The organism is Streptomyces sp. NBC_01016, from assembly GCF_026341035.1.
In the GTDB taxonomy this organism is placed as follows: Bacteria; Actinomycetota; Actinomycetes; order Streptomycetales; family Streptomycetaceae; genus Streptomyces.
In genome coordinates this window covers 2,554,602-2,572,825 of the sequence record NZ_JAPEOQ010000002.1, presented here as the reverse complement: position 1 = coordinate 2,572,825, position 18,224 = coordinate 2,554,602, and the positions used below count along the sequence as shown (strand labels likewise).

At 68.3% G+C, this 18,224-nt stretch carries 15 protein-coding genes and 2 pseudogenes; 10 read left to right on the top strand and 7 right to left on the bottom strand.

The genetic code is table 11. The annotated features are described in order from the left end of the window. Positions 1-12: 12 nt before the first annotated feature. Positions 13-1,443 carry an L-fucose/L-arabinose isomerase family protein gene (locus tag OG746_RS38480; RefSeq protein WP_266725678.1) on the bottom strand — a complete coding sequence of 477 codons (1,431 nt, stop codon included), beginning with the start codon at positions 1,441-1,443 and terminating at the stop codon, positions 13-15. A gap of 559 nt (positions 1,444-2,002) precedes the next feature. Here OG746_RS38480 and OG746_RS38475 point away from each other — a divergent pair. Further along, positions 2,003-3,004 carry a LacI family DNA-binding transcriptional regulator gene (locus tag OG746_RS38475; protein ID WP_266723201.1) on the top strand — a complete coding sequence of 334 codons (1,002 nt, stop codon included), beginning with the start codon at positions 2,003-2,005 and terminating at the stop codon, positions 3,002-3,004. Positions 3,005-3,111: 107 nt separating this feature from the next. On the opposite strand, the pseudogene OG746_RS45485 reads toward OG746_RS38475, so the two are convergent. Both OG746_RS45485 and OG746_RS38465 read right to left on the bottom strand, forming a co-directional pair. Beyond that, positions 3,112-3,453, bottom strand: a pseudogene (locus OG746_RS45485) (VanZ family protein); the annotation flags it as partial. A gap of 297 nt (positions 3,454-3,750) precedes the next feature. Further along, entirely contained in the window at positions 3,751-3,915 is a 165-nt protein-coding gene (locus OG746_RS38465; RefSeq protein WP_266723199.1) for an SDR family oxidoreductase, read from the bottom strand. 953 nt (positions 3,916-4,868) lie between these two features. Here OG746_RS38465 and OG746_RS38460 point away from each other — a divergent pair. Then, positions 4,869-6,047 carry a UDP-N-acetylglucosamine--N-acetylmuramyl-(pentapeptide) pyrophosphoryl-undecaprenol N-acetylglucosamine transferase gene (locus tag OG746_RS38460; RefSeq protein ID WP_266723197.1) on the top strand — a complete coding sequence of 393 codons (1,179 nt, stop codon included), beginning with the start codon at positions 4,869-4,871 and terminating at the stop codon, positions 6,045-6,047. A 266-nt stretch (positions 6,048-6,313) separates the two neighbouring features. Next, a complete protein-coding gene (locus tag OG746_RS38455; protein ID WP_266723196.1) occupies positions 6,314-6,697 on the top strand; it encodes a hypothetical protein in 384 nt (127 codons plus the stop codon). 600 nt (positions 6,698-7,297) lie between these two features. On the opposite strand, the gene OG746_RS38450 is transcribed toward OG746_RS38455, so the two are convergent. Next, positions 7,298-8,119 carry an MBL fold metallo-hydrolase gene (locus tag OG746_RS38450; protein WP_266723195.1) on the bottom strand — a complete coding sequence of 274 codons (822 nt, stop codon included), beginning with the start codon at positions 8,117-8,119 and terminating at the stop codon, positions 7,298-7,300. A gap of 943 nt (positions 8,120-9,062) precedes the next feature. Then, positions 9,063-9,677, bottom strand: a complete 615-nt coding sequence (locus OG746_RS38445) for a TetR/AcrR family transcriptional regulator (RefSeq protein WP_266723194.1) — start codon at positions 9,675-9,677, stop codon at positions 9,063-9,065. Between the two features lie 109 nt (positions 9,678-9,786). Here OG746_RS38445 and OG746_RS38440 point away from each other — a divergent pair, with 109 nt between their 5' ends. Further along, positions 9,787-10,047 (top strand): hypothetical protein, encoded by a 261-nt coding sequence (locus OG746_RS38440; RefSeq protein WP_266723193.1) that lies wholly within the window; start codon positions 9,787-9,789, stop codon positions 10,045-10,047. 209 nt (positions 10,048-10,256) lie between these two features. On the opposite strand, the pseudogene OG746_RS38435 reads toward OG746_RS38440, so the two are convergent. Beyond that, positions 10,257-10,474: pseudogene (locus OG746_RS38435) on the bottom strand (diaminopimelate decarboxylase); the annotation flags it as partial. A gap of 154 nt (positions 10,475-10,628) precedes the next feature. After that, a complete protein-coding gene (locus OG746_RS38430; RefSeq protein WP_266723192.1) occupies positions 10,629-11,192 on the bottom strand; it encodes a hypothetical protein in 564 nt (187 codons plus the stop codon). A 300-nt stretch (positions 11,193-11,492) separates the two neighbouring features. On the opposite strand from OG746_RS38430, the gene OG746_RS38425 reads away from it, so the two are divergent. The 6 genes from OG746_RS38425 to OG746_RS38400 all read left to right on the top strand — a co-directional run bounded on the left by OG746_RS38425 (position 11,493) and on the right by OG746_RS38400 (position 18,180). After that, entirely contained in the window at positions 11,493-13,337 is a 1,845-nt protein-coding gene (locus OG746_RS38425) for an APC family permease (RefSeq protein WP_266723190.1), read from the top strand. 67 nt (positions 13,338-13,404) lie between these two features. Further along, entirely contained in the window at positions 13,405-13,608 is a 204-nt protein-coding gene (locus tag OG746_RS38420) for a hypothetical protein (protein WP_266723188.1), read from the top strand. Beyond that, positions 13,605-13,694: a K(+)-transporting ATPase subunit F gene (kdpF, locus tag OG746_RS38415; RefSeq protein ID WP_018533641.1), complete on the top strand. Its 90-nt coding sequence runs from the start codon at positions 13,605-13,607 to the stop codon at positions 13,692-13,694. Before OG746_RS38420 ends, kdpF begins: the two co-directional genes overlap by 4 nt. Positions 13,695-13,702: 8 nt before the next feature. After that, positions 13,703-15,367, top strand: a complete 1,665-nt coding sequence (kdpA, locus tag OG746_RS38410) for a potassium-transporting ATPase subunit KdpA (RefSeq protein WP_266723186.1) — start codon at positions 13,703-13,705, stop codon at positions 15,365-15,367. 41 nt (positions 15,368-15,408) lie between these two features. After that, positions 15,409-17,505, top strand: a complete 2,097-nt coding sequence (gene kdpB / locus OG746_RS38405) for a potassium-transporting ATPase subunit KdpB (RefSeq protein ID WP_266725676.1) — start codon at positions 15,409-15,411, stop codon at positions 17,503-17,505. A gap of 24 nt (positions 17,506-17,529) precedes the next feature. After that, the gene (locus tag OG746_RS38400) at positions 17,530-18,180 is read left to right on the top strand and encodes a potassium-transporting ATPase subunit C (protein ID WP_266725674.1); all 651 of its coding nucleotides are present in this window, start codon (positions 17,530-17,532) and stop codon (positions 18,178-18,180) included. Positions 18,181-18,224: the final 44 nt, after the last annotated feature.

Genomic DNA, 18,224 nt, shown 5'->3' with positions numbered 1-18,224 from the left:
GGGGAACGGTCGTCACACCTGCCGGAACGGCACACCCATGAGGTGGGCGGCTGCCTCGTACTCGGCGGCGCGATGGCCGGTGGACAGCGCCCAGTGATGCCCGATGCCGGTGTCGCTCCAGGCGTCCACCCACTCGCCGGGGTCCCGTCCGAAGTCCACACGGCTGGTGGTATTGCCGATCGCCAGGAGGGGTCCGGGGACGGTCTTCCCTTCGGACGCGACGAACACCAGCGTTCCGTCCCGGTCCTGGCCGATACCGAAAGCGGTCACGGGACCGTGTTCGACGTCGAACTCGACGCTGACGCCCCAGCCACGTTTGCCGTGGTAGACGCCGAGTCCTCGGAGCATGGGCTCCTGCGCGCTGACGGCCAGGTGTGCCGGTCCGTCGTGCCCCATCTCGACGACGCCGTCTGTGAAGTTGAGAGCCTGGATCTCCGTGAACGACCCTCCGGCGCCGAGACTGTCGCTCACCAACTGCGCGGCAGATGTGCGCAGTTCGTACTCGCCGGCCGCCGGGATGCCGCGCGCGGTCAGCAGTGAGGCCCCCAGGATCATTCCTGCGCCGAGCCGTTCGTGCTGCTCGCCGTCGAGCCCACGGTGGTAGTAGGCGAGAGTGGTCAACCCGAAGTCCTCGACCAGCCGGTCGAGGCCGACGGAGACCCGGGCGGCCCACTCGAAGTCCTCGTCGGCCACGGAGCCGTCCACGGAGAAGATCTCCCTGGCCAGGTTCATCCGCTCCTTGGCCTGTCCGTCGCCGACGTCGGCGACCCGGACCCGGAGATCGTCGAATTCCAGGACTTCGACGTGGGAGCCGAACTGGGCCGACAGCAGCGTCATGTCCGTGGAGACATCGAGCATCCCGGGGTAGAGATGCCCCATCAAACCGTGCCGCGCGTGCCGGAGCGCCGCCCTGACCTTCGACGCGGCGACCCAACGCTCAATGCGCCGCCAGGCGTTGGGATCGCGCAACCACCCTGATACCGAGCGGAACGGTATGCCCGCGCGACGGAAGACATTCCCGACCTCGGGCACCGGACACTGCCCGCAATACGCCAGCCAACTGCCCGTATCGAAGGACGCGTGATCCATCTTCTCCGTCGGTTGCAGATCGATCACCAGCACCGGAGTACCCGAACGCTGCGCGATCGGAAGCACCATGGACGACGTCAGGTACGTGGCGAGGAACACGACGATGAGATCGCAGTCAGCCATGCGCAGCTTCTCGGCGGCGACTTCGGACTCACGGGCGTCCGACACGAAGCCGACATCGGTGACTTCGGCATCCAGGGCCTGGAACCGCTCGGTCACGTACCGGGCGGATTCCTTCAACTGGGGCAGCAGCTGCGGGAATTGCGGCCAGTAGGCCCCCAGTCCGCCTGCCACCAGACCGATACGCGTCTTCCTGCGCGACACCGGCGGCAGAAGCCGTCGCAACGCGCCCATCTCGCTCGCGGTCTCCACGTCCGGCTTGTCGGCGATCTGGTTCGAGGCCATGAAGGTTGGATCCCTCTTTCTTCGAAGTCAGGAGATACCAGGGCGAAGAGGCTGCACAGCTGCACAGATGAAGGTGCGTCGCGCGAGGAAAGCGGTGCCTGCCGGGATGTGAACCGCACAGCCCGGTCGAGGGATCGGTGCGAACGACCGTAGGACGCTTGGAACGTTCAAACAAGACACGTGCAGCAACTTCTTCGGCGAGGTGACCGGCCATGAACAAACGTCACTATTCACCACGATCCACCAAAGGTTGAGGCGGACATGGAGGTTGACGGCGGGTGCGAGATGCCGCGTCTAAAACGTTTTTAGAAGGCTTGCACCCGGCCCGGACGGGCATGCCTTGCGATGTCGGAGCACCTTCGTGTGCCGGGCCCGGTGGTCCTGTGCGCTTCGGATGCGGCCATGTAAAGTTTTTTCGTTAAGGTCGGGAGCCGAAATCATCGTGCCCGTGCGGCACAGGCGCTGCCCCATCTGGTGAGACCCGGGCGATCGGAGGACAAGGGGCGTGATGTCCAGCAAGCCGCCCGCTCGTATCCAGGATGTCGCGGAGGCAGCCGGAGTCTCCACGTCCACGGTTTCCAACGTCCTCAACCGTCCCGAGCGCGTCAGCGCCGACACCGCCGCCCGGGTACGCACCGTGGTCGCCGCCCTCGACTATGTGCCGCACCCGGGGGCGGCCAGCCTGCGCAGCGGTCGCGCCTCGTCGGTGGGTCTGGTCCTGCCCGATATCGCGAACTCCTTCTATGCGCGCATCGCAAGGGGGGCCACCGACGCGGCGTACAGGCACGGTCTCTCCCTTGTCCTGTGCGACAGCGGCGACCACCCCGACCGCGAGCGCAGCTACTTCACCATGCTTGCAGAGCAACGCGCGGTCGGCGTCGTCGTCGCGCCGCTCGGCGCCGACCCGGACCGGCTCACCAGGCTGCGTCAGCGCGGCATTCCCCTGGTGCTGACCGACCGGACCATGCCGGCGCAGGACGGCTGCTCGGTCGCCGTCGACGACGTCAGCGGTGGCCGCCTGGCGGTGGACCACCTGCTCAACGACGGAGCGCGTCACATCCTCGTCGTCAACGGCAGCCGGACGATCCGGCAGTGCGCCGACCGCTACCAGGGAGCCCGCAAGGCGATCCGCAGCTCTCCGGACGCCCGACTCGAGCAGGTCGTCGCCGAGACGATGACGATCGAGGCGGGAGCCGCCATCGCCCGAGGCCTGAGCTCCGTACCGGATGCGGTGTTCTGCACGAACGACTTCCTCGCGGTGGGCGTGTGCCAGGGACTGTCCGCGCGCGGCCTGAGCATCCCGGACGACATCCGCGTGATCGGCTACGGCGACCTCGACGTCGCGACGTTGGCGGCCGTGCCGCTGACCACCATCCACCAGCCGGTCGAAGACCTGGGCCGCGCAGCCATAGATCTCCTCATCGACGAGATCGAAGCGAGCGACGAGCATGTGCACGAGACCCGGGTTTTCCCTCCCCGGCTCGTGGTGCGTGGCTCTACCTGCGGATGACCGGACCGCCTCTTCTCCGAAGTTCCCGTGGTGTTCGGTAACCAGGGTTCCCGCACAACGGTGCTGCTGCTGCAGCAGCCCCGGTCGCCTGGCTGAACGCCGAGCGTGTTGAACAGCACGTCGTCGATGTCGACGGTGCGGCCGGCGTTCATCGCGTACTGCGCCGCCTCGATGAGAAGGCTCAGGGCCAGACAGGTCAAGGCCGCACGGCCCAGGCGCGGTTGACGGCTCGCGAGGACGAGGAGGAGGCCGAGGGGGACGAACATCAATGCGTTCGCCAACTGCAGCCGCACGATCATGCCACGTTCCGTGTCACTCATTCCGAGCGTGCTCATGTGGTCGCCCCACAGCCCCTCGCCCGGCAGCCAGATGACGTAGCGCTGCCCGCCACTGCCCAGCGACTGGTCGGGGATCAGGGTCGCCGCCAGCACGACCAGGAGACAAAGCATCAGGAGGGCACGGGAGAGCACCGGGACGACATCCCGGGTACGGGCTTGCAGCGCCACCGCCGCCCAGGGCAGGACGGCGCACAGCAGCAGGAACCCCGCCACGGTCAGCGGGGTCAGGCAGAGGACGATCTCCCACACGGCGGAGGTTCCTTGGGTCGATGCCGGGGGCTCCGGGGCAGCGCCACTTGGTGACGTACATCTTGTGGCGGTACTCCATCACACCGCGAATGCAGTTACCCGCTGGGAGTGAGTCGGTGCCGTCGCTGCCTGCGTCTCTACAGGCCGTCGCCCGGTCGCTCAGAGGAGGGCGCCGCCGGAGACCTCGATCCGCTGGGCGGTGACCCAGCGCAGGCCCTCGGAGGCCAGCGTGGCGACGGCGTCGCCGATCTCCTCAGGTTCGCCGACGCGGCCGAGCGCGGTCTGTCCGGCCAGAACCTGTCGCATCTCGGCGTCGTCCCGCATCGCTCCACCGTATGGCCAGCAGAAGGAACGGGTACTGCAGGCCGAAGGAGTAGTCGCGAGCTCGCAGGTGGGTCACGATGTCGGCGCCGAAGAAGAGAACGAGGCCGGCCGCCGCGGCCACCGGGCGCCTGTGGTGGCCGGGACCAACACCTGACGAACAACAGCCGACCGCTCGGCACCGGATGTGCCGAGCACGTCGCCTGCCCGATCAGAAGACGGCGATCGGATTGACGACGAGTCCGGTGGTGCCGGTGATGCGCGGCGGTGCCAGGACCAGCACGAAACTCCAGCGTTCGACGCCTCGCAGCGCTGGGCGAGAGCCTCGAGATCGGCGGCGTCGACCGGTGGAAGGCGGCCGAGTCGTGCGAGCGCGATCTGGTGCATGGGCATGGGGAACTGCGCGGGGCGGGCGTCGCTGATGTCCCCGATGTCGCGAGTACGAGAACCGCGTCAGCGCGCTCATGCCGATCGGACCGTGACCGTTCTCGGCGCCAACGGCTGTACCGATGTTCCCCGAGGCCGGAGCCGGCGCGGAAGCAAGCCGCGCAGCTCATCCGCGAGCTTCAGTCCAACTGACCGCAGCCTGCCAGTAGATGGAGGTGGCGGACGAACAGCAAGGTGTCAGGCTGCGCCCAGTCACCCGCGGCGAACGCTCCGGGGACGAACACCTCCACGGTGTCCGTGGGGACGCGCCCCTCGATCGCTCATCGATCGCTCATCGATCGCTCATCGATCGCTCATCGACCGGCCTCAAATGACCATCCCCCGGCAGGCGTTGTACGGACGGCCGCCGACGTTACGCCTGCGCATCGACGGTCACATTCTTCGAACATGCACACCGATCGGGCGGCTGGGTCGTCGGGCGGTCATGCGGCTGTGGGAGGCTCGGCCCTGGCCGGGTGCGGATCCGGCACGATTCCGAGCAAGGTTCGACAGTGACTGGAGCCACCCCTGTGAGCAGCGTTCACCCCCCACTCCGCTTGATCGTGACAGGCGGCGGAACCGGCGGGCATACGTACCCGGCCCTGACTGCTGTGCGCACCCTTCAGGCTCGCCTGGCTGCCGCGGGCCGCGGCCTGGAAGTCCTCTGGGTGGGCAAGGAGGACAGCCTGGAGGCACGTGTGGCGGCCGGTGAGGGCATCGCGTTCACGTCGGTCGCCGTGGGTAAGATCCGCCGCTCGAAGAACCCGATCAAATTGGCATCGCCGGCGAACGTCGCCGATATGAGCCGGGTTCCGCTCGGCGTGCTGCAGGCCCGCAAGGCGATCAACGCCTTCCGGCCGGACGTGGTGCTGGCGACCGGCGGATACGTGGCCGTGCCCGTGGGTGTCGCGGCGACCCGGTTGTGCCGCGTCCCGCTGGTCGTCCACGAGCAGACGGTCCGTCTCGGCCTGGCGAACAAGACGTTGGCCGGCGCCGCAAGCAGGGTTGCCGTGTCCTCGGAGTCCACGCTGCCGCTGCTGCCGGAAGCCGTCCGCAACCGGGCCGTGGTGACCGGCAACCCGGTACGCCCCGAAGTCCTGTCCGGGCAGCCGGACAAGGCCATCGACGTACTGAACCTGACCGGCTTCGACCGCCGCCTGCCCACCGTCTACGTCACCGGCGGGGCGCAGGGCTCACAGCAGATCAACGAGCTGGTGAAGTCCGTGCTCCCCTGGCTGTTGGAGCGGGCCAACGTCATCCACCAGTGCGGCCCCGATCATGTCGAGGGCCTGCGCGAAGCGGCCACCGGACTGCCCGCGCAGCTGGCCGCACGCCACCACCTGACCGCTTACGTAGGCTCCGAGCTGCCAGATGTACTCGCCCTGGCCGACGTCGTCCTCTCCCGCAGCGGAGCCGGAACGATCGCGGAGCTCACCGCACTCGGCAAGGCCGCCGTCCTCGTGCCACTCGCCACCTCGGCCGGGAACGAACAGGCCCACAACGCCCGGCACTTGGAGGACGCTGGTGCTGCGGTCGCGCTGGTGGGCGACGTGACTCCGCAGCGGTTGCAGGAGGCGGTGACCCCGCTGCTGGCCGATGAGACGCAGCGCAGCGAGATGGCCGCACGCGCTCGCGCGCACGGCCGCCCCGATGCCGCCGAGCGGCTCGTCGATGTCGTGCTGTCGGTGGTGGACGGCCAGCACAGGTAAAGGCGGGCCACCGCACGGTCGGGACCGCCCTGCCGGTCTTCCAACTCGCTACCGGGAGCTCCCTGGTCGCCTGCACTTTCACCCACACCTACTACAACGCAGGCGTCGGCCCCGATGGCACCGTCCGCTACGACAAGGGAGCGCCGGTCGACACCCTGCTCGGCGGAGGCCGCGAACACTGGTACTCGGTCGAGGAGAAGGGGGCGCTCCACGGCCAGGTAGTGCTCTTCGGCCAGGCGCCAGCGGGACTCCCAGTCGATCGGGCCGTGATCGTGGCCGCGTTCGCGAAGCCGGCGCAGGGATTCCTCGCGCGGGGTATCGACGTATACCAACAGGTCGTAGAACCGGGCGAGTTCGGGTCGGGCGGTGTACACAACCTCAACGACGACTGTGCCGGAGTGGGAGACGGCGTGGATCTCGTCCGGCGCCAGGGCCCCGGTCCCCCAGTCGTAGCGCCGGTAGCCGGCATCGCGACCGCCGGCGAGCGGCGACAGCACCTCTTCGCGCAGCCGCTGCCAGTCGAAGTAACGGTGGTACCCCTGCACCGGATCCAGCCGAGCACGCTCCTCCGCGTCCATCGGGCGGTGGAAATCGTCTCCGTGCACGACCACGGCGCCACGCAACTCGACAAGGGCCGCCGCCAGGGTTGATTTGCCGGATCCGCCCATGCCGTCGAGCGCGACCAAGGCGAACCCCTCGCGGCTTCGGGCATCGACTGCAGCGGCAACCTGCTCGGCGCCAGTCGGCGGGATCGTTGTCATGACGGCATTCTGTGCGACGCAGCCGCTCCGAGAAAGGCAGGACAGGCCCCCGGGCCTACACCTCGGCGAGTGTGACTTAGCACTTCAGTTGGCCACACCGCCCGACCCGCGATAGCGCTAGTTGTCCTGTCGCACTGAGCCTGTCGGATTCTCGTTGCATAGCGCGCCGAGTAGAGGTGTATGCCCCGTAGGTGGGGTTTAGGCCCATCTTCCTCGTCCGGTTGTCGCTGTACCTGTACTGCCGTTTTCGGCAGGTACGCAAAGCCGGGGGTGGCGACGGATCCGGGTCTGGTCGATGTCGAATGGGCTGACGATGGGGGCCGCGGGCTGCGGAAGTCCTCGTTGGAGGCGGTGTCCCGGGTTGTCGGGGCGGTGCCCACAGTGATGTCACGTGGGCACCGCTCCACCTTGCTCACTTGACAACCAGGCCTACTTATCAGGGTCGGCCTCTCGGGCGCTGCTCAGACGTCGGCCCCAGCCGAACTGCGGTCAGTAGTCCCAGACGGCTGGTACGAAACGGAAGGCGCTGCCGTCGACCGCCACGTGACAGGCAGCCGGGAACGGCAGGTGCGCGGCCAGCAGTTGCCCGCCGTTCGCCGCCAGCTCTGTCAGGAGACGGACCCGGACGCGGGCCGCTTCCTCGGGGTCGTGGTCGAAGCCGTTGTGCCAGTCGGGCTTGTCGAACCCGGTCTGGAACACGGCGTCGCCGGCGAACGTCAGCCGATCGCCGCCGGACTCCAGGCGGATGATGCTGTGGCCGGGTGTGTGCCCGCCGGTGCGCTGCATCACCACTCCTGGCGCCACCTCGTACTCCGTCTCGAACGGCCGCAACTGGCTTCGGTACACGTCCAGGAACTGCGAGGCGGTCTTTCGCAGCACGTCCGGCACCGGTGCCGGCATGACGGTGTGGGAGAAGTCGGGCGCGTCCCAGAACTCGGCCTCAGCCGCCGCCAGGTGGACTTGCAGGTCCTGGCGCAGTCGGCCCCTCAGCCCCTCGACGAGCAGCCCGCCGATGTGGTCCATGTGCAGGTGGGTGAGCACCACGTCGGTCACGGACGCGGGATCGATCCCGGCGGCATCCAGTCGCATGGCCAGCCGTCCGGCTCGCGGGAAACCCGGGAACTCCGTCCCCAGCCCGGAATCGACGAGGATGGTCCGGTCGCCGCTGCGCACCACGGCGACGTTCAGCGGCCAGTTGCACACCTCCAGCGGCAGGAACATGTCACCGAGCCAGGCCGCCAGGTCGTCCTTGGCGGCGTTGTGGGCCAGTGTCGTGGTGGTGATCGGCAGCACGCCGTCGCTGATCACCATCCCTTGCTCCCTCGTCCCGCCATACCTCACCCGATCATTTCTGCCGGAGGTTCTGCCTCTATCGAGATCGCGACTTCCGCGAAAGCCAGGTCATTTGAGAACCCCGGGCCTCCGTCCTCTCAAGCAACCTGACATCCCAGCGGGTCAACGGCCCGCAATCTGACAGCACTTCGACAGGGCACCAGGGTCCTTCTGACGGATCAGGCTGGATGCGGGAGGCCGCACCATTCAGCTCCGCGAGCGGGGTAATGGGGCCTCCCCTGCTCGAGCGAAGCCGAGAGCTTGGGGAAGTTGGCAACCGACGACAACGCCGCAGATGCACGTGCCAGGGCCCGCGACTCCGGCAAGATCCGTCAGAAGGGCCCCAGTCGCCCAGACCCCTGGCCCAGAACCTGCTCGGCCCGCGGACGACCTTGGCGATGGCGCTGTCGACCTCGGTGCCATCTCCGCTGCCGATCGCGGCCCAGAGGGGTCCGAAGCCGGTGCCGTTACGGCGGTAGACGACGATGTGAGCCTCTGCGTCGTCGGGTAGCGGCCAGGCCGGGAGCGTGGCCAGGCTCAGGCTCGTGAGGTAGTCGAGCGGGGGCATCACGGACCGCTCTGCGAGTGCGGTGCGGACCTCGCCCGCAGTAGAGCGCGTTCGCCCCCAGACAGGTCAGTCGCAGCAGCACGGTCGATCATCCCGCCGCGTGGTCGACAGCCGCGCGAGAGCGCCGACTCCAGTGGCCGCGGCCGTCATCCACCAAACCCCGGCACACCCGCTCCCGCCAGGGCGGACGAGATATTCGGCAGGGGCGGGGCTGCTGCGGGATGGCCTTCAGGACGCCGCGCACGCCGGCCTGTTCGAACAGCAGGGCCGTCATGCCTGGGTTCATCAGGACACATGGCGTCTTGCCCTGGAGCTGGTGTCCGATGCCGACGGGACCGTTGGCCAGTGGTGGTGTCAGCCGCGGGCGGGTGGCGCTTCCAGCAAGCCGTCGATGTGGTGTTGGAGGATGGCCAGCGCCGCAGCCGAGGTGTGATGGCCCGCCACGACGTGGACCGTGAGGCCGTCGGCCAGGGCGAGGAGCGTTCGCGCCTCAAGGTCCGGGTCGAGGTGCTGACGGACTTCCTGGGTGTCCTGGCCGTAGCGGATGAGCCACACGACGAGGTCGTGGAGTTTGGCGTAGGTCTCGTGGAGCACCGTGCTCAGCTTCTCGCTGGCTGGGGCCTGGGCGACGAAGGCCAGCCAGACGTGCGCGAGGGTCGTCGATTCCTCATCCAGCAGGGCGAGTTCGGCCACGGTGTGGGAGAGCAGGGTCGAAGCGGCCTCGGGCGTGGAGGTGGCGCCGATGCGCTGGTTGGCGCGTGCGCTGACATGTTCGGTGATGTGTTCCAGGGCGAACAGCAGCATGTCCTGCTTGGTGCGGAAGCAGCGCTGGACAGCACCCATGGACACCTGGGCCTGGGCGGCGACGTCGCGGAGGCTGACGGCCTCCATTCCGGAGGATGCGATCAAGGCGCAGACCGCCTCGGCGATGCGTCGGCGCCGGTCCTCGTAGTCGACCTGCTTGGGCACGGTCCACCCCTTCCTCGTTGCGATGCACTTGCATCATATCCGGCCGCACTGCACGATGTGATGCGAACGCATCACATCGATGCGTCGACGTCAGAAGGGGGAGCTCGTCATGACAAAGCAGCCCAAGAGGCCGAACAGCAGCTCAAGCAAGGGCCTGCTGTGGCTGTTCGGTGCCATCCTCGTCGTCCAGGGCTTCGGTTCCGCCATCACGGAGGCCGGATGGGACACGACCTTTGGTGTCTCCGCCCTCCTGCGGGCGGCCCATCTGCCCGAGTGGACAACACTCCTGGTCGGCCTCGCGGGCGTGGTCCTGCTGGGCATGGCGGCGCGCTCCCACTACGCCAGGAGGCGAGCGACTCCCCGCACGTGAGCGGGCCCGAGCCGAGAATCTGCCGCCGAAGCCGACAGGTCAGTTGCGGCGCCGCGTTGCCACTTCTCGGTCATCGGACTTCATCCGATGACGGGCCGGCCTGCCCAGGAGCCCGGAATGCCTGACTGCTCCGGATCAAATGGGCGCGATCCCAACGGAGTTCAGAGTTCGTTGCAAGTAGCCGGCGGCTCTCCCCCACCAAGGCCTGGGCCGTCCGCCTCGATGCCCGGCACCACCCGCACCATGACCTGCTGGCGGGAGCCCTCGGGCACGAGGGCGGCGAGTCGCGTGATCTCGGAAGCGCTGTCCACGACGATGCGGCCGACCCCGAGCTGTAGCGCCATGGCGAGGTCCTCGGGCTCTTGGCGTTGCCGTGCATCACGGTCTTCTCCGGTGGGAAGCCGGTGGTGACCGCGAGTGCCGGCTCGACCGGCATCACGCCGAGCACGGCTCACTGCAGTTCACCGTCGTCGACGTCGCCGGCATCCGGACATCCACCGAGCGGCAGAGCAGGGGCGGACGCCCAGGGGTGAGAGCAACAGGCCTGCCGATGGCCTCACTTCACGTCCTGCACAGCGGCCTCACGTGAAGTCGGACACCCGGAATATCGTCCGCGCCAGCTCGGCGTCCACCTGCCGGGCCAGCTTGCGCAGCGCTGTCTCGCCGCACAGCAGCAGGCCCTGTTCCACCGAGACCCGGGCCGCGTCGTCGACCAGGCGCCACAGCGGCGGATTGGCGGTCAGTACCTGCGGGTCGATCTCGACACGGCCACCGAACTCGTCGCGCAACACCAGGCGTCTGGCCACTCCGTCCAGGCAGCGCACCGACACCAGGCGGTCGGTGCGCACCGAGTGCTCCCTCAGCAGTCCGCGCGAGACGAGTCGATCGGTGGTGGCGCTGACCCGCGGCGGCATCAGCACGGTACCGAGCAGCGTTCCGATGCACAGCCACAACAGACCGCGCCACAGGTCGAGTTGACCGGAGAAGGTGTCGATGAGGAGAAGCAGGCCGAACAGGGTGAGTGCGTATCCGAACGCACCGCGGGCCTCGCCCGCCCAGTGCACGTCGGCGGCCCGGGAGGCGGGCTCGGAATGCGTCGGGTGAGTACCTGCGTCGTCGCGGTCGGCCCGGGTCCTGTGTCGCATGCCGCTGACGGTAGGTCGCCTTCGCCCGCCGTGCCCCGCATCTTGACGCGCCCCAGACGGAACTCAGAACACACCTTTGACGCCGAGACACACCTTTGACGCCGAGCCATCCATCGGGACGAACCCCATCAAGGTCGCGTCAGGAAAGCCCTGCGATGCGCGAAGAACGCGCAAGTAGCGGTCGGTCTCGGCCGGATCCGGACAGAACCTGAGCGGGCCTCGAAAGGCGCGGCGCGACACGCGGCCCCACTGCGGCCGCCCGCCCCCGCCCGCGCCGAGCACAGTCCGAAGGAGACCCTCATGTCCGCTTCCCAGATCGCCGAGTACGGCGCGGCCCCGTCCGAGGAGGAACCGCCGGACGCGCGCGACGCCGCCGGCGAAAAGCACCGGCTCACCGCGGTGACCGGCCTCGCCGCGCTCTCCCTCGACGCCATGGCCTCCGTCGCCTACGGTCCCGAGGCGATCGTGCTTGTGCTGGCGGCGGCCGGTGCCCACGGCCTCGGCTTCACCCTGCCGGTCACTCTCGCGATCGCCGCGCTCCTTGCCGTACTGGTCGCCTCCTACCGGCAGGTCATCGCCGCGTTCCCGGACGGCGGCGGTTCCTACGCCGTGGCGAAGGAGCATCTGGGTGCTCGGACCAGCCTGGTGGCCGCCGCATCCCTCGTCCTCGACTACGTGCTGAATGTCGCCGTCGCGGTCACCGCCGGGGTGGCCGCCCTGACCTCCGCGTTCCCGGAGCTGTACGGCGACCGGCTCGCGATCTGCCTGGCCGTGCTCGTCCTGATCACCGCGGTGAACCTGCGCGGCATCGTCGACTCGGCCCGCGCGTTCATCGTGCCGACAGCCGTGTTCGTCGTGTCGATCCTCGTCCTGATAGCGGTGGGACTCTTCCGTTCCGCACCCGTCTCCACGGCGGCCGCCACCGGCCACGCATCGGTCCTCGCCGACAACGCCACCACCGTCGGCGCGCTGCTCCTGGTGAAGGCGTTCGCGTCCGGCTGCTCGGCACTGACCGGCGTCGAGGCCATCGCGAACGCGGTGCCGCAGTTCCGTGCACCGCGCGCCCGCCGGGCGCAGCACGCCGAGGTGGCGCTCGGCGCGGTGCTCGGTGTGATGCTCATCGGGCTGAGCGTGCTCATCTCCCGCTTCCACCTCCAGCCGGTCGAGGGCGTCACGGTCCTCGCGCAGCTCGCGGACGCCTCACTCGGCCACAACTGGGCTTTCTACGTCGTGCAGTTCGCGACGATGATCCTGCTGGCCCTCTCCGCGAACACGTCGTTCGGTGGACTCCCCGTGCTGCTCAAACTGCTGGCCCGCGACAACTACCTGCCGCACGTGTTCGCCCTCAAGGCCGACCGCCAGGTCCACCGGCACGGCGTCCTCACCCTCTCCGGGATCTCCGCCGCCCTGCTGGTCTTCTCCGGTGGTGACACCAACACACTCGTGCCGCTCTTCGCCATCGGTGTCTTCGTCGGCTTCACCATCGCCCAGGTCGGCATGGTCATCCACTGGCACGGGGTGCCCGGGTCGCTCGGAAAGAAGCTCCTCAACGGGCTCGGGGCGCTGCTCACCGGGGTCTCCGCGATCGTCGTCACCGCCACCAAGTTCCACGACGGCGCCTGGCTCATCGTGATCGCGCTGCCCCTGCTCGTCCTCGCGTTCCAGGCCGTGCACCGCGCCTACGACCGCATCGGCGAGCGCCTCGGCCTCGGCCGGATCCCGGAGTGCCCCACGCACGCACGCTCGCTCGTCATCGTGCCGGTCTCCGGCATCTCCCGGCTCACCAGCGAGGCGCTGACCGCCGCGAACTCGCTGGGCGACGAGGTCCGCGCCGTCACCGTCTGCCACACCGACCCGGAGGACCGCGCGCAGACCGAGGCCCTGACCCGCGACTGGGCGCTGTGGAACCCGGGCGTCGACCTGATCCACATCCCCTCCGAGCGACGCACCCTCGGCAAGCCTGTCGCCGCCTACGTACGCGAGGCGGCCGAACCCGGAACCCGCGTCACCGTCCTCGTCCCGGAGGCCGAACCGGGGCGTGCCTGGCAGCGGATCCTGCAGAACCAGCGTGGCGCGGTCGTCGCACACGCGGTGCGCCGTGACACCGATGCCGTCATCTGCCGGCTGCGGTTCCGGCTCTCGTAGATCCCTTGTAAATCACGGCGCGCCCCGGTCCACGTATGAGACGCGTCAAGGGCGTGCACGGCGGCGTATGGGAGCCGTCAACGGGGCTCGAAACCGGCCACTGCCAGGGGTTTCCTCTAATCGTCCGGTCAGTGGTTCCACCGTCCGGCACTTCCTGTCCCTTCCGAACCTCATCCAGGAGCTCACGATGGCCGACGTGGCCTTCGTCGTCATCACGATCGCGGTCTTCGCGCTGGTGGCACTCGTCGCCAAGGGGGTGACCAAGCTGTGACCGCCGAGAACATCGTCGGCCTCGTCGTGGCCGTCGCCCTGCTGGGCTATCTCGTCCTCGCCCTCATCTACCCGGAGAGGTTCTGAGTACAGATATGAGCCCCGTACTTGCCGGAGTGCTTCAGTTCCTCGCCCTCTGCGTCGCGCTGGCGCTGGCCTACCGTCCCCTCGGCGACTACATGGCCCGGGTCTACTCCTCCGAGAAGCACCTGCGGGTGGAGAAGTGGATCTACAAGGGCATCGGCGCCAACCCGGATGCCGAGATGCGCTGGACCGCCTACCTGCGCGGCGTCCTCGCCTTCTCGGCGGTGAGCGTCCTGTTCCTCTACCTGCTGCAGCGGGTCCAGGGCTCGCTGCCCGGCTCGCTCGGCTTCACGTCGATCGACCCGGACCAGGCCTTCAACACGGCCGCGTCCTTCGTCGCCAACACCAACTGGCAGTCGTACTACGGCGAACAGGCCATGGGCCACGTCGTACAGACCGGCGGCCTCGCGGTACAGAACTTCGTCTCGGCGGCCGTGGGGATCGCCGTGGCGGTCGCGCTCGTGCGCGGCTTCGCCCGCTCCCACACCGGTGAGCTGGGCAACTTCTGGTCCGACCTGGTCCGCGGCACCGTCCGCATCCTGATCCCGATCTCCGTCGTCGGCGCGCTCGTGCTCGTCGCCTGCGGCGCCATCCAGAACTTCTCCGGCATCCACTCCGTCGGCCAGTTCATGGGCGGCTCGCAGCAGTGGAACGGCGGCGCGGTCGCCTCCCAGGAAGTCATCAAGGAGCTGGGCACCAACGGTGGCGGCTACTTCAACGCCAACTCGGCCCACCCCTTCGAGAACCCCAACGGCTTCTCGAACCTCTTCGAGGTCTTCCTGATCCTCGTCATCCCGTTCGCGCTGACCCGCACGTTCGGCAAGATGGTCGGCTCGGTCAAGCAGGGCTACGCGATTCTCGCCACGATGGCGACGATCTGGGTCGGCTTCACCGCGCTGATGATGTGGACCGAGTTCGCCCACCACGGCCCCGCGTTCGACCTGGCGGGCGGCGCGATGGAGGGCAAGGAGACCCGCTTCGGCATCGGCGGTTCGGCGATCTTTTCGGTCGCCACGACGCTCACCTCGACCGGCGCGGTGAACTCCTTCCACTCCTCCAACACCGGTCTCGGCGGCGGCCTCAACCTGCTGGGTATGCAGCTCGGCGAGATCGCGCCCGGCGGCACCGGATCCGGTCTCTACGGCATGCTGATCATGGCGATCATCGCGGTGTTCATCGCCGGCCTGATGGTGGGCCGCACGCCCGAGTACCTCGGCAAGAAGATCGGCACCCGTGAGATCAAGTTCGCGGCCTGCTACATCCTCATCACGCCGGCCCTCGTCCTCGTCTTCACGTCCATGTCGATGGCCCTGCCGACCCCGCCGAACTCCATGCTGAATCCCGGCGCGCACGGCTTCTCCGAGATCCTGTACGCGTTCACATCCGGCGCCAACAACAACGGCTCCGCCTTCGCAGGCCTGTCCGCCGACACGAACTGGTTCAACACCATGATCGGTCTGGCGATGCTGCTCGGCCGCTTCCTGCCGATGGTGTTCGTGCTCGCGCTCGCCGGCTCGCTGGCCGAGCAGCGGCCGGTCCCGGCCACCGCGGGCACCCTGCGTACCAACAAGCCTTTGTTCACCGGCCTGTTGGTGGGCACGCTCCTGATCATCACCGGTCTGACGTACTTCCCGGCGCTCGCGCTCGGCCCGCTCGCGGAAGGGCTCGCGTCATGACGACCGTACGTACCGAACGTTCCGAGAATCTTGAGGACACGATGTCCACTGCCACACCCACCAGGGCGCCCCACCAGGACGTGCCCACCGGGCACAAGCCCGGCGGCGGCAAGGTCGGCGGAGGCCTGTTCGACCCCAAGCAGCTGCTGAAGTCGCTGCCCGACGCCTGCCGCAAGCTCCACCCGCGCGTCATGGTCAAGTCGCCCGTGATGTTCGTGGTGCTGGTCGGGTCGGTCCTGACGACGGTGTTCTCCTTCAAGGACCCGTCGGACTGGTTCGGCTGGGCGATCAGTGCCTGGCTGTGGCTGACGGTGATCTTCGCGAACCTGGCGGAGGCCGTCGCCGAGGGCCGCGGCAAGGCGCAGGCCGACACACTGCGCAAGGCGAAGACCGACACCGTGGCGCGGCGTCTGGTGGGGGAGCGCGAGGAGCAGGTCGCCGGCACCCAGCTGACGATCGGTGACCTCGTCGTCTGCGAGGCCGGTGACATCATCCCCGGCGACGGTGACGTCGTCGAGGGCGTGGCCTCCGTCGACGAATCCGCCATCACCGGCGAATCCGCCCCGGTCATCCGCGAGTCCGGCGGCGACCGGTGCGCGGTCACCGGCGGTACGAAGGTGCTCTCCGACCGCATCGTCATAAAGATCACGACGAAGCCCGGCGAGACGTTCATCGACCGCATGATCAACCTGGTCGAGGGCGCCGCCCGGCAGAAGACGCCCAACGAGATCGCCCTCAACATCCTGCTCGCGTCGCTGACGATCGTCTTCCTGCTCGCGGTGGCCACACTGCCGCCGTTCGCGAACTACGCGGGCAAGCACCTCAGCATGGTCGTCCTGGTGGCCCTGTTGGTGTGTCTGATCCCGACCACCATCGGCGCGCTGCTCTCCGCGATCGGCATCGCGGGCATGGACCGGCTCGTGCAGCGCAACGTACTCGCCATGTCCGGCAGAGCAGTTGAGGCCGCGGGCGACGTGTCCACGCTGCTGCTCGACAAGACCGGCACCATCACCCTCGGCAACCGCCAGGCCGCCGAGTTCGTGCCGGTGCGCGGCACCACGGAGGCCGAGCTCGCCGACGCCGCGCAGCTCTCGTCACTGTCCGACGAGACCCCCGAGGGCCGCTCGATCGTGGTCCTCGCCAAGGAGAAGTACGGGCTGCGCGAGCGCCACCAGGGCGAACTGACGGGCGCCGAGTGGATCGAGTTCACCGCCCAGACACGCATGTCGGGTGTGGACGTCGACGGGCGCAAGATCCGCAAGGGGGCGGCCGGTTCGGTCATCACCTGGGTCAAGGAGCAGGGCGGTGAAGTGGCCCCGGACGCGCGCGAGTTGACCGACCGGATCTCCGAGGCGGGCGGCACGCCGCTGCTCGTCGCGGCCGAGGACACCGAGGGTGCCCGCGTCCTCGGTGTCATCCGCCTCAAGGACGTCGTCAAGGACGGCATGCGCGAGCGGTTCACCGAGCTGCGCCGCATGGGCATCAAGACCGTGATGATCACGGGTGACAACCCGCTGACCGCCAAGGCGATCGCCGAGGAGGCGGGCGTCGACGACTTCCTCGCGGAAGCCACGCCCGAGGACAAGATGGCCCTCATCAAGCGGGAGCAGGCGGGCGGCAAGCTCGTCGCGATGACCGGTGACGGCACCAACGACGCGCCCGCCCTCGCGCAGGCTGACGTGGGTGTCGCGATGAACACCGGTACGTCGGCCGCGAAGGAGGCCGGCAACATGGTCGACCTCGACTCGAACCCGACCAAGCTCATCGAGATCGTCGAGATCGGCAAGCAACTCCTCATCACCCGGGGCGCGTTGACGACCTTCTCGATCGCCAACGACGTCGCGAAGTACTTCGCGATCATCCCGGCGCTGTTCGCGGCGGTCTACCCCGGCCTCGACAAGCTCAACATCATGGGCCTGTCCAGCCCCGACTCCGCAATCCTCTCCGCGGTCATCTTCAACGCGATCATCATCATCGCGCTGGTCCCCCTCGCCCTCAAGGGCGTCCAGTACCGGCCGGTGAGCGCGGACAGGCTGCTCCGCCGCAACCTCGGGATCTACGGCCTGGGCGGCCTCGTCGCCCCCTTCATCGGCATCAAAATCATCGACCTCCTCATCTCCCTCATCCCCGGGCTGTGACCTTCAGAAAGCGTGTCGATCGTCATGAACAACTCCCTAGGAAACACGGGCCGGTTGCTGTGGGCGGGGCTGCGCGCCCTGATCGTCCTGACCGTGGTGTGCGGCGTGCTCTACCCGCTCGCGGTCACCGGCGTCGCGCAGGTGGCCTTCCACGGCAAGGCCAACGGATCCGAGATCACCTCCGAGGGCAAAGTCGTCGGCTCCTCCCTCATAGGCCAGACCTACCTCACCAAGGACGGCAAGCCGGATCTCGCGTGGTTCCAGCCGCGGCCCTCCAACGGTCTCGGTGAGAACAGCGTCAACACCCAGTACAAGCTGATCCTCTCCGGCGCCACCAACCTCTCCGGTGACAACAAGGAGCTGATCAAGCAGGTCGAGTCCGCCAAGGCCGCCGTCATCAAGGACAACTCCACGGCCACGTACAAGGTGAAGGCCTCGGACATCCCGGCCGATGCCGTCACCTCCTCCGGCTCGGGCCTCGACCCGGCCATCTCCCCCGAGTACGCCGACCTCCAGGTCCACCGGATCGCGGAGCGAAACCACCTCTCCGTCGCGCGGGTCCAGAAGCTCGTCGACGCGCACAAGGACGGCCGGGCCCTCGGCTTCATGGGCGAGCCGCGGGTCAACGTCCTCGAACTCAACGTCGCACTCAAGCAGTTGACGTCGAAGAGCTGATGGGGTCAACCGGACACGGCGGGAGTCGGCGGACGGGGCAGCGC